Origin of the sequence: Vibrio sp. 10N.247.310.24 (genome assembly GCF_041467175.1) — a bacterium.
Lineage (GTDB): Bacteria > Pseudomonadota > Gammaproteobacteria > Enterobacterales > Vibrionaceae > Vibrio > Vibrio tasmaniensis_A.
The window spans coordinates 1-12665 of record NZ_JBFSUD010000025.1 but is presented as its reverse complement, the minus strand read 5'-3'; the positions used below and the strand labels follow the sequence as shown (position 1 = coordinate 12665).

Below are 12665 nucleotides of genomic sequence, written 5' to 3'. Positions count from 1 at the left end.
AACAAACTATCAGTTTATATAAGAACAAGTTCATAAAAAATAACAAGTACATGAATAGTTAGTCATTTACTGTCTGGATGACAGCGAAGCAAAAGGGAGAATTGCAATGGCTCTATATGATCCTAGTCTTGAAAAAGACAACTGTGGATTTGGTTTAATAGCGCAAATGGAAGGCCAACCGAGTCATAAGTTGGTGCGAACTGCTATTTCAGCCCTCGATCGCATGACACACCGTGGTGGTATCGCCGCGGATGGTAAAACCGGAGATGGCTGTGGCTTATTGCTACAGAAGCCAGACTCTTATCTCAGAATTATTGCTGAAGAGAATAACTTCAAGCTCGGCAAGCAATACGCTGTCGGCATGATTTTCTTCAGCCAAGATCCAATCAAAGCGCAATCGGCGCAAGACATCGTCAATAAAGAACTCGCTCAAGAGACTTTAACCGTAGCGGGCTGGCGTGTCGTGCCGACCAACACCGACGTATTAGGCCCAATCGCCAAAGATTCTGTTCCCAATATTCAACAAGTGTTTATCTCGGCCCCAGCAGGTTGGCGTGAGCGCGATATTGAACGACGCCTTTATATCGCTCGTCGTCGAATTGAAAAGCAGATCACCGAAGACAAAGATTTTTATATTTGTAGCCTGTCGACTCAAGTCATGGTCTACAAAGGCTTGTGTATGCCCGCCGATCTTCCGCGATTTTACCTCGATCTTGCAGACTTACGTATGGAATCTGCAATATGTCTGTTCCACCAGCGTTTCTCAACTAATACTCAGCCGCGTTGGCCACTGGCTCAACCATTCCGCTATTTGGCACACAATGGTGAGATCAATACCATTGAAGGCAACCGTCAATGGGCTAAAGCTCGCGCCTATAAATTCTCTTCACCGCTGCTGCCCGATTTACAAACTGCCGCACCTTTTGTGAATGAGACAGGATCAGACTCCTCAAGCCTAGACAACATGCTCGATCTATTCCTTGCCGGTGGTATGGATGTATTCCGAGCGATGCGTATGCTTGTACCGCCCGCTTGGCAAAACCACCCAGACATGGATCCAGAGCTTCGTGCCTTTTACGATTTCAACTCCAAGCACATGGAACCGTGGGATGGCCCTGCGGGTATCGTACTGTCTGACGGCCGTTATGCTGCATGTAACCTCGACAGAAACGGATTACGCCCTGCTCGCTATGTGATCACAAAAGACAACCTAATCACCTTGGCATCTGAAGTCGGTATCTGGAATTATGCGCCAGACGAAGTGGCAGAGAAAGGACGTGTTGGCCCTGGTGAATTACTCGTTATTGATACGCGTCGCGGTAAGCTATGGCAGTCGAACGAGATCGACAATGATCTTAAAGGCCGTCACCCATATAAAGAGTGGATGGATAAGAACGTTCACAAATTAACACCGTTTTCCGCACTAGCAGATGACCAAGTCGGTAAGCGTAATTTTGATGATGACACCCTAAAGACCTATCAAAAACAGTTTGCAATGAGCAACGAAGAGTCAGACCAAGTACTGCGTGTACTCGGTGACATGGGACAAGAAGCGGTCGGTTCTATGGGCGACGATACGCCAATGGCAGTGCTGTCTTCTAAAGAGCGCCTAATCACCGACTATTTCCGTCAGAAGTTTGCTCAAGTCACCAACCCACCGATTGATCCTTTGCGTGAAAAACACGTTATGTCTCTGGCAACCAGTATCGGCCAAGAGATGAATGTGTTCTGTGAAACCGATGGGCATGCTTACCGTGTGACGTTTGATTCACCCGTTCTGCTTTATTCTGATATGCAGCAACTTCTGCAATTAAATCAAAAGCATTATGGCCATACGATTCTTAGCATGCACTATGACCCAGCAGAAAAAGATCTCGAACAAGCCATCAACGACTTGTGTGATCGTGCGGTTCAAGATGTACGTGACGGCGCCGTTTTGGTTGTGCTTTCAGACAAAGGTTTAGAGAAAGGTAAGCTACCTGTTCCAGCAGCCATGGCGGTCGGTGCGGTGCAAACTCGACTTGCAGACAACAACCTGCGTTGTGATGCTAACATAGTAGTTGAAACAGCAACCGCACGTGACCCACACCAATTTGCCGTACTGCTTGGCTTCGGCGCAACCGCGGTTTACCCGTATCTCGCTTATGAAGCTCTGGGCAAAATGTTGGAAGAGGGTTCATTAGATAAAGACTATCGCACTGCATTGCAAAATTACCAAAACGGCATCAACAAAGGTCTGTATAAGATCATGTCGAAGATGGGTATATCGACAATTGCTTCGTATCGCTGCTCGCAGTTATTTGAGGCGGTCGGCTTACATACCGATGTCGTTGATTTGTGTTTCCGTGGCGTAACGACTCGTATCCAAGGCGCTAGCTTTAGCGACTTCCAACAAGATATCTATAATCTATCTCGTAAAGCATGGACTAAGCGTAAACCACTGGAACATGGTGGCTTACTCAAATATGTACATGGCGGCGAATACCACGCGTACAACCCAGATGTAGTCAGTACCTTGCAAACCGCCGTAAAGACAGGCGAAACATCAGATTATCAATCTTTTGCGAAGCAAGTTAATGCTCGCCCAGCTGCTATGCTGCGCGACTTAATGAGCCTCAAAAAAGCCGATCAACCTCTACCTCTAGAACAAGTCGAGCCGAGTAGCGATCTCTTTAAACGCTTCGACTCGGCAGCCATGTCGATTGGTGCCTTGAGCCCAGAAGCTCATGAAGCGCTGGCCATGGCGATGAACCGCTTAGGTGGTTATTCCAACTCTGGTGAAGGTGGTGAAGATCCACGACGCTTTGGGACTGATCGCAACTCACGAATTAAACAGATAGCTTCTGGTCGTTTTGGTGTGACGCCACATTACTTAACCAATGCGGATGTTCTACAAATCAAAGTCGCACAAGGTGCGAAACCAGGCGAAGGCGGTCAACTACCGGGTCATAAAGTCACGGCAGAAATCGCTAAGCTGAGATACTCAGTTCAAGGCGTGACTCTGATCTCTCCTCCTCCACATCACGATATTTATTCTATCGAAGATCTGGCGCAGCTGATTTTCGACCTTAAGCAAGTTAACCCTAACGCCTTGGTTTCAGTAAAGTTAGTATCTGAACCGGGTGTAGGCACCATTGCTACGGGTGTAGCGAAAGCTTATGCCGACTTGATTACGATCTCCGGTTACGACGGTGGTACCGCGGCAAGCCCGCTGACTTCAGTGAAATACGCAGGTTGTCCTTGGGAGCTTGGCTTAGCCGAGACTCAACAAGCACTAGTTGCCAACGGACTTCGTCATAAGATCCGTCTGCAAGTCGATGGTGGTTTAAAAACCGGCCTCGACGTCATTAAAGGCGCGATTTTAGGTGCAGAGAGCTTTGGTTTTGGTACCGCACCAATGGTCGCCATGGGTTGTAAGTTCTTAAGAATTTGTCACCTAAATAACTGTGCGACGGGTGTGGCGACTCAAGATGAAACCCTACGTCGTGAATACTTCAAAGGCCTACCAGACATGGTGGTGAACTACTTTACCGGCCTAGCCGATGAAGTTCGCCAGTACCTTGCAGAACTTGGCGTAGAGAAACTTACTGATCTGATTGGTCGTACTGACTTGCTTGAAGCCGTTCAAGGCCTCACTGCGAAACAGAGCAAACTCGATCTCTCTTCAATACTCGAAGCTCCAGTATCTCCAGAAGGTCACCCACTGTTTTGGACTGAGCCAAACGCACCATTTGATAAGGCTCAGCTCAACCAACAGATCCTTGATGATGCAATTGATGCGATTGAGAAACGTCAATCCACCAGCCTTTACTACAACGTGATCAACACCGATCGCTCGATTGGTGCTCGTATCTCTGGTGAAATTGCCAAACGTTACGGTAACCAAGGTATGGCTGGCTCACCAATTAAGTTGTATCTCGATGGTACAGCAGGCCAATCCTTTGCGGTTTGGAACGCCGGAGGCGTAGAGCTATATCTGACAGGCGATGCCAATGACTATGTTGGCAAAGGCATGGCTGGCGGCAAAGTGGTTATCAAGCCGCACCAAGGCACCGCATTTACTTGTAACGAAGCGACCATCATAGGCAACACTTGTCTGTATGGCGCAACCGGAGGCAAGCTATTTGCCGCAGGTACTGCGGGCGAACGATTTGGCGTGCGTAACTCAGGTACCGTTGCTGTGATTGAAGGTGCGGGTGACAACGCCTGTGAATACATGACTGGCGGTATTGTTGCCATTCTTGGCGCAACTGGCGTCAACTTCGGCGCGGGTATGACGGGTGGTTTTGCTTATGTCATGGATAAGAATGAAGACTTCCAAGGCCGTGTGAACAACGAATCGGTCGAAGCGCTTTCTCTGTCTGATCTATTTATCCACCAAGAACATCTACGCGGCCTGATTGCAGAGCACTTAGAAGAGACTGGCTCAGTACACGCTGAAGCTATTCTGGCGAACTTTGATGAATGGATTCCGAAGTTCTACCTAGTGAAGCCAAAGACGGCGGATCTTAACACCTTGCTCGGTCACCAAAGCCGTAGCTCTGCTGAACTTCGTGTTCAAGCGCAATAATTGGAAGGAGCCAATCATGAGCCAGAATGTATACCAATTTATTGATGTGAATCGCGTAGACCCAGCGAAGAAACCAATCAAGATACGTAAGATTGAGTTTGTAGAGATCTACGAACCTTTCACTAAGCAACAAGCCAAAGCGCAAGCTGACCGTTGTTTAGACTGTGGTAACCCTTACTGTGAATGGAAATGTCCAGTTCATAACTACATCCCTCAGTGGCTTAAGCTTGCCAATGAAGGGCGCATTATCGAAGCCGCTGAACTGTCTCACCAAACCAACAGCTTACCTGAGGTGTGTGGACGAGTTTGCCCTCAGGATCGGCTGTGCGAGGGATCTTGTACCCTCAACGATGATTTCGGCGCAGTAACCATCGGCAACATTGAAAAATACATCAATGACAAAGCGTTTGAGATGGGTTGGAAGCCAGACATGTCTCACGTTGAATGGACCGACAAAAAGGTCGCGATCATCGGCGCAGGCCCAGCAGGTCTTGCAGCAGCTGATATCTTAGTTCGAAACGGTGTGAAGGCCGTGGTATTTGACCGCTACCCTGAGATCGGTGGCCTGCTGACGTTTGGTATCCCATCGTTCAAGCTTGAGAAAGGCATCATGGAAAACCGTCGCCGTATCTTTAGTGGTATGGGGGTAGAATTTAAAATGAATACCGAAGTCGGCAAAGACGTTCAACTACAACAACTTGTCGATGATTATGATGCCGTTTTCTTAGGTGTCGGCACCTATAAAAATATGCGTGCTGGATTAGACAACGAAGAAGCTCCGGGCGTTTATGATGCCCTACCATTTCTTGTTTCCAATACCTACAAGGTCATGGAACTGGATAACCCAACGCCATTCATCGACATGAAAGGCAAGAAAGTAGTCGTGCTTGGTGGTGGTGATACTGCAATGGACTGTGTCCGAACGTCGATTCGTCAACACGCTGCTAATGTTGTTTGTGCTTATCGCCGAGATGAAGCGAACATGCCGGGCTCTCGCCGAGAGGTGAAAAATGCGAAAGAGGAAGGCGTGAAGTTCATGTTCAACCTTCAACCATTAGCACTGGAAACCGATTCATCCGGTCATGTGACTGGCGTTAAAGTGATGAAAACAGCCTTGGGTGAACCAGATGAGGCAGGCCGCCGTCGTCCTGAACCGGTTGAAGGCAGTGAGCATGTTCTTGAGGCTGATGCCGTGATCATGGCATTTGGTTTCCAACCTCATGCAATGGAATGGCTAGAACCATTTGGTGTAGAGCTCGACCAATGGGGTCGCATCAAGGCTCCCGGCAAACAAGAGTTTCAATACCAAACCACCAACAGCAAGATATTCGCTGGTGGCGATGCCGTTCGAGGCTCTGACTTAGTGGTAACCGCTATCGATGAAGGCCGTAAAGCCGCAGAAGGGATCTTGGATTACCTAGAAGTGTGATTGGGTTTCCTTTATTACTCAGTTCGTTACTATAAAAAAGGATCCAATGATGGATCCTTTTTTGAATTAGATTCGTTTATCACAAGCATCACGAAAATACGTAAAACAATTACAAATAAGCCAATACCGATAACTACAATTAGAATTAAAAACAAGCCATAGGAAACACTATGAAAAAAGCCGCTCTCCTTTCTCTATCTCTTTTAACTCTAACCGCTTGCAGCCAAGGAATCACGGACATGAAAGACAGAACTTCATCACCTTGTGGAGACAAACCAAACTGCGTTTCAACTCAAGATGACCGTGAACAGCATGCATTGGCCTCGTTTGAGTTATCAGATTCAGCAAAATTAGATGCCATTGAGCAGGTTGCGCTGACCTTACCGGGCGCAAAAACAGCCAGTAAAACGGAAGACTACCTACGTGTTGAATGCACCTCGCGTATCATGCGCTTTGTCGATGACTTAGAGCTTAAGATCACTGATGGCAAACTGATCGTGCGTTCAGAGTCTCGCACTGGCCATTCTGACTTTGGCGTAAACCGAAAACGTGCTGAACAACTTCGTGCTAGCTTGAAAAGCGAAGGCTTAATCAAATAGATAAAAGAATACACAGATAAATCGTCTGTATTCGGATGAGAAGTGCTTCTGGGCAGTCGCTCGACACTTCTCTTCCATGTTACAATTTCGCTCTACTGTTTAAATATTTTTTATTAAGAGACTACACATGAAAATCGGCATCATTGGCGCAATGGAGCAAGAAGTTGCGATCCTAAAAGCAGCAATTTCAGACATTACTGAAGTTAATAAAGGCGGTTGTACCTTTTTCTCTGGTCAGCTAAATGGTGTTGACGTTGTTTTGCTTCAATCAGGCATTGGTAAAGTAGCAGCCGCTGTTGGTACTTCAATCCTGCTAAGTGAATACCAACCAGATGTCGTTCTAAACACTGGCTCTGCTGGCGGTTTTGATTCAACACTGAACCTTGGCGATGTGGTTATCTCTACTGAAGTTCGTCACCACGATGCTGACGTTACAGCTTTCGGTTACGAAATTGGTCAAATGGCAGGTCAACCAGCAGCGTTCAAAGCTGACGACAAACTGATGGCTGTTGCTGAACAAGCTCTAGCACAAATGGAAGATAAGCACGCCGTTCGCGGTCTTATCTGTACTGGCGACGCATTTGTTTGCACAGCAGAACGTCAAGCGTTCATCCGCAAGCACTTCCCATCAGTGGTTGCTGTAGAGATGGAAGCATCGGCTATCGCTCAAGCTTGTCACCAATTCCAAGTACCATTCGTGGTTGTTCGTGCAATCTCTGACGTTGCAGACAAAGAATCACCAATGAGCTTCGAAGAGTTCCTGCCACTAGCAGCACAAAGCTCTTCTGAGATGGTTATCAAGATGGTTGCCCTACTAAAGTAAGCGACTAGACATGCAAACACTGTTTGATCAGGTATTTGCAAATGGCGTGCTCCTTGTAATGTGGGGAGCACTGCTTTTTCATTTAATTTTACCTATCCCCCATGCCGCACATCCCACGACCTTATGGCATAAGTTTGCTGAACTTTTAGCAACCAAGGTTAATAACAATCAAAATTATTCCCAAAGCTTAATCTCAGGCACTTTAGCTTGGGGGTTAATGGTCTTGCCGACTCTGGTTATTCTATTGGCACTGCAGCCACTGGTTTGGCAATCACAACTGTTTGAATTAGCGCTGTTGTTACTCGCTATTGATTGGCGTAACAATGAAAAGTTGGCAAATCAGTTGATCAAAGCACTTGGCCGAGAAGATAAAGCCGCGGCTCGCCAGTTATTGGCTCCGATTGTTAACCGTCAAACTGAATCACTGTCATCACTTGGACTTGGCAAAGCCGCGGCTGAAACTATCATCATGGGTTACGCTCGTAATGTGGTTTGTGTTTTATTCTGGTACGCCATTGGTGGTGGAATCGCCGCGTTAATGTATCGCCTGATTGTTGAGTTAGCGCGTGCATGGTCACCAAGTCGAAAGCGATTTTCTCCATTTGGATCAACGGCAATCAAGATTGTCGCTATCCTAGAATTCATACCAATGCGCTTGTTTGCCTTGATGATTGTATGTGGCGATAAAGCGTCTCACACATTCAAGATGATGCTCGTTCAGAGTCGCTCTTGGCCATTGCCCGGCCCTGCATGGTTGATTACAGCTGTCGGCAACAAGCTTGAGCTGTCACTGGGCGGTCCTGCGATTTACGACAACACCAAAGCTATTCGAGCAAAATTAGGCGGCAGAGTCGCCCCTTCAGCGCTGCACTTGTCTCAAGTTCAAAAACTGCTGTTTGGTCGCATCGCTATCTGGATATTTTTACAAAGCCTAATCTTACTATTTGTTCACCAAGGGATTTAGAGTGAAACCATCAGCACTTGTTACAAGCCTTACTATTTTGTTTTCCAGCTTATGGCTGCCTTTGTCATTTGCAGAAGAAACACTACTGACTTCAGAAAAAGTTCAACCAGCTCAACGTGTGGTTAGCCTTGCTCCTCATGCCACTGAACTCGCATACAGCGCTGGTTTAGGTGATAAGCTTGTTGCGGTGAGTGAGCGAAGTGATTATCCACTACAAGCTGACAAACTAGAGAAAGTGGCGAATTACCAAGGCATCAAGGTTGAGAAGATCATCGCCCTGCAACCTGATCTCATTCTCGCATGGCCAGCTGGAAACCCGCCCAGAGAACTCGCGAAACTGGAGCAATTTGGTTTTAATATTTATTACTCAAAAACCAAGAGCCTAGATAACATCGCGACCAATATTGAGCAACTTAGCCAATTCGCAAGCGATCCAAGTATTGGCGAAAATAACGCTCAACAATACAGAGAGCAGCTCAACGCGTTGAGACTAAAATATAAAGATGCCGGACCCGTAGACTACTTTTATCAGCTCAGTGAGAAGCCGATCATCACTGTTGCTCAAGGGCACTGGCCAAGTGAGGTGTTTGAGTTTTGTGGCGGCCACAATATTTTCGAAGACAGTGCTTCTCCTTATCCTCAAGTTGGTATTGAGCAAGTTGTATTAAGGAAACCGCAAGTGATCTTCACTTCTCAGCATGCAATTGAGAATGGAACCATGTGGCAAACTTGGGAGGACGAGATCCCAGCAGTCGCTCAAAATCAAATTTGGTCACTTAATTCTGACTGGATTAATCGCCCGACGACGAGAACTTTGAAAGCGATCCAACAAGTATGCGATTTCTTCGATAGAGCTAGGCAAAATCACTAACTATTTGCTGCGTTTTTTCGTACAATTCGCCACCGACCTGTCCCTACAATTTCAACCATAAGAGCACCAGTATCATGGACTCCATGCTGCTTTATATTATCGATTTATTTGGCACTGCCATTTTTGCTGTCTCAGGCGTATTTGTCGCTGGCCGTCTTAAGATGGATCCCTTTGGTGTCGCCGTTTTAGGTAGCGTAACCGCGATTGGCGGCGGTACAATTCGTGACATGGCATTGGGTGCAACTCCCGTGTTTTGGATCACCGATACCACCTACCTTTGGGTCATCATCACCACCTGCTTGCTGACCATGATTATAGTAAGACGTCCCAAGCGTCTGGCCTGGTGGATCCTGCCAGTATGTGATGCGATAGGCTTAGCTGTATTTGTTGGCATTGGTGTTGAGAAAGCACTGATTTATCAAGATTCTGCATTGGTTGCTATTATCATGGGTGTGATCACCGGCTGTGGTGGCGGCATTATCCGTGACGTACTTGCTCGTGAAGTCCCAATGATCCTAAGAAGTGAAGTCTACGCAACTGCTTGTATCATTGGCGGCGCCTTCCATACCATGGCAATTACCATGGGGCACGACTCAGAAACTGCCTTTTTAGCCGGTGTGTTTACGACACTATTGATTAGGCTTGGCGCTATTCGCTGGCACTTGTCATTGCCAACCTTCGCTATCAAATAGGCTAGCGTTACAAAATAGAAATGGGCTCCGCAAAGGAGCCTTTTTTAATTCGCTTTCAAATCACTTATCCCCTCTATTTCTATTATTCAAAGATCCCCTCCTTTCCTAACACTCTAGTTAGCTCATTCATTACTATGTTAGTAATCTTTTTTGTTTACTTATCCAATTCACAGGCTATATTAATAAACAAATAACTTTATAAACTAATTTATTTACTAACATTGGTAAAAGGGAGTTCAAGATGAGTATCAATAAAGTAGGCATTGTTTTCTTCTCTAAGAATGGAGCGACCAAGCAAGTCGCTGAGACAATCGCTGAAGGTATTAACACTCAACAACCTGACTCAGCACTGCTCATTGAAGTCCTCTCGTCTGAAATAGTCGAAGGAAGGTATGACAATGACGACAAGCTCAACGCATTAGACAGCTGTGATGCGATTATCTTTGGTGCTCCAACTTACATGGGGTCACCAGCCGCACAGTTTAAAAGCTTTATGGATGCGAGCAGTGATACCTACTGTAAAAAAGCATGGCGAAATAAGCTCGCTGCAGGTTTCACTACTGGTGGTAGCCTGAACGGTGAGCAACAACAAACCTTGTTAAGTTTTTTCACTCTGGCTTGTCAGCATGGCATGGTTTGGGCAGGGCTTGATATCTCAAAGCATATCGATGACTTAGGTTTGAATCGCACCGGTTCTAGTATTGGTTTGGTCGCCAGTGATGATCAGACGGCTGAGAGCACCAATAATCACATCCATAGTAATGATCTTAAAACCGCTTTCTATTTTGGGCAACGCATCGCGAGCCTAGTTAAAAGAACCTAGCTTATTTAATATCTATGAGCTCAGACTAGAGAATGAATGGCGTTTAAGGTAACTTGGTTCAATCATTCCCAACTTTCATGAATATCACTCAATGTTACTCGAAGGAATCGAAACTCTATTGGTGTTGAGCAAAGCAAAGACCATGAGCCGCACCGGCAGTTTGCTTTATATCAGCCAATCAGCGGTCAGCAAACGGATTGCTAATTTAGAAAAGAAGTTAGGTAAGAAACTCATAGAACCGAGTGGCAGACAGATAAAACTGACGCCGGATGCGATCGCACTCATCGAGAGTATTGGCCCCGCATTCAATGAACTTAGAGGGCTTATTTATGAACAGCAAGAGTTGGAAGATACCACTCTCATTACTTTAGATAGCTCTAAGTCTCTGATAGCCGGTTATTTAGGTGAAATGATGGGCCAATTTATCCAGCAAGATAAGTACATCACCATTACCACCAACCACACACCGAGAATCATAGAGCGAGTGCAATCGGGCAAGGCGACTTTGGGGTTGTGTGCTGGCTTATTGCCGCCGCATCATGGGTTGATGACATTCCACCTGTTTGATGAGCCGTTTTACATAGTAAGTAAGTCGCCGTTAACGGAGCTTCCTCCGATGGTCATCACTAACGATATGACCAATCCAGCAAACTCGTACCAGTTATCTGTGCTTGAAAAGTTCGGCATCAAACCCTTGATGGAGATGGATGCCTACACCGCAGCAGCCCAGCTAGCGTTGGGAGGAACGGGGCCGGCTTTGATCCCGCTCTCTATCGTAAAGACACTCAATATTGAGCCTCAATACCTGTTTAGCTTTCCCGAATTGCAAGGATTGATTAGACCGATTCATATCTGTGTAAGGCCAAATAGCTATCAGTCTCCACGGGTTAAAATACTGATAGAATCCATTGTTGATGCTGTTCCCAAAGCAGTTTAGACGCCATTAACATCGACATCACGATCACAAGAGGGCGAATCCATTTCTGCCCTTTTGTCACCACTACTTTAGCGCCAAGTTGAGCGCCCATAAAGCCACCAACTGCCATCACTAATCCCAACTCCCAAATTGGCAAGCCAGCCAAAATAAAGAAGATCAATGCGGCTATATTCGATGTGAAGTTAAGAACCTTAGTACGTGCCGTTGCATCCACTAAAGAGAAATGGCCGATAGCGACAAAACAAACGGTGAAAATAGAACCTGTTCCTGGGCCAAAAAAGCCATCGTAGAAGCCAACACCGCCACCAATACACAAAGCAAACATCGCCTCAGAGATCTTCTGCTTTCCTTCAGACGCTCTAGTTTGGGGTGCTAACAGGAAATAAAGAGAGATAGCGATAAGCAGCAGCGGTATCACGCTAGTCAGTAAACTCGCATCAATGTGCTGGACTAACTCGGCGCCAATTGCAGAGCCAATAAAAGTACAAAAGATCGCGAGGCGCATCTCTTTAATACTAACGATACCGTTGCGAACGAAATACCAACTGGCAGAGAAGCTGCCAAATGAGCTTTGAAGTTTGTTGGTTGCCAGTGCTTGCGTTGGTGGCACTCCGGCCGCTAGCAATGCAGGTAGAGTCAACAATCCACCGCCGCCAGCCATTGCATCAATAAAGCCTGCCGCCGTTGCAACAACAAACAAGATAGCCAATATTTCTAGAGTGATTTCCATATACCCAACGCCTTAAATTCTCGTGTAGCGACAACTTACCACCGTGAGCAAACAATCAACAACGAAACACAAGATTGTAACCTATTCCAAATTTTCATCATTTAGCCATTACCAGATTTTCACCATTTACCGACACCAGATGACAGACATAAAAAAGCCCACTCCGAAGAGTTAACACTGATCATTTAAGCATTTTCCTGATCAGTTGAACGATCCTACAGATGGTT

At 46.3% G+C, this 12665-nt stretch carries 10 protein-coding genes; 9 read left to right on the top strand and 1 reads right to left on the bottom strand.

The window, feature by feature from the left end; all coding sequences use genetic code 11:
- Window positions 1–106 precede the first annotated feature (106 nt).
- The 9 genes from gltB to AB6E08_RS10055 all read left to right on the top strand — a co-directional run bounded on the left by gltB (window position 107) and on the right by AB6E08_RS10055 (window position 11708).
- Window positions 107–4570, top strand: a complete 4464-nt coding sequence (gene gltB / locus AB6E08_RS10095; protein WP_372066254.1) for a glutamate synthase large subunit — start codon at window positions 107–109, stop codon at window positions 4568–4570.
- Between the two features lie 16 nt (window positions 4571–4586).
- Window positions 4587–5999: an FAD-dependent oxidoreductase gene (locus tag AB6E08_RS10090; RefSeq protein WP_029225425.1), complete on the top strand. Its 1413-nt coding sequence runs from the start codon at window positions 4587–4589 to the stop codon at window positions 5997–5999.
- A 170-nt stretch (window positions 6000–6169) separates the two neighbouring features.
- Window positions 6170–6598, top strand: a complete 429-nt coding sequence (locus AB6E08_RS10085) for a DUF1499 domain-containing protein (protein WP_269335553.1) — start codon at window positions 6170–6172, stop codon at window positions 6596–6598.
- Between the two features lie 127 nt (window positions 6599–6725).
- Window positions 6726–7421 (top strand): 5'-methylthioadenosine/S-adenosylhomocysteine nucleosidase, encoded by a 696-nt coding sequence (gene mtnN, locus AB6E08_RS10080; protein ID WP_017100512.1) that lies wholly within the window; start codon window positions 6726–6728, stop codon window positions 7419–7421.
- 10 nt (window positions 7422–7431) lie between these two features.
- Window positions 7432–8385, top strand: coding sequence for a cobalamin biosynthesis family protein (locus AB6E08_RS10075; RefSeq protein ID WP_017098318.1), 954 nt, complete (start codon window positions 7432–7434; stop codon window positions 8383–8385).
- A gap of 1 nt (window position 8386) precedes the next feature.
- Entirely contained in the window at window positions 8387–9256 is an 870-nt protein-coding gene (btuF, locus tag AB6E08_RS10070; RefSeq protein ID WP_017098317.1) for a vitamin B12 ABC transporter substrate-binding protein BtuF, read from the top strand.
- A 74-nt stretch (window positions 9257–9330) separates the two neighbouring features.
- Window positions 9331–9948 carry a TRIC cation channel family protein gene (locus tag AB6E08_RS10065; RefSeq protein ID WP_017100513.1) on the top strand — a complete coding sequence of 206 codons (618 nt, stop codon included), beginning with the start codon at window positions 9331–9333 and terminating at the stop codon, window positions 9946–9948.
- 241 nt (window positions 9949–10189) lie between these two features.
- Window positions 10190–10771 carry a flavodoxin family protein gene (locus tag AB6E08_RS10060; protein WP_017100275.1) on the top strand — a complete coding sequence of 194 codons (582 nt, stop codon included), beginning with the start codon at window positions 10190–10192 and terminating at the stop codon, window positions 10769–10771.
- Between the two features lie 91 nt (window positions 10772–10862).
- Entirely contained in the window at window positions 10863–11708 is an 846-nt protein-coding gene (locus tag AB6E08_RS10055; protein WP_017084776.1) for a LysR family transcriptional regulator, read from the top strand.
- On the opposite strand, the gene AB6E08_RS10050 is transcribed toward AB6E08_RS10055, so the two are convergent.
- A complete protein-coding gene (locus AB6E08_RS10050) occupies window positions 11659–12438 on the bottom strand; it encodes a TSUP family transporter (protein WP_012603222.1) in 780 nt (259 codons plus the stop codon). The genes AB6E08_RS10055 and AB6E08_RS10050 overlap by 50 nt on opposite strands.
- Window positions 12439–12665: the final 227 nt, after the last annotated feature.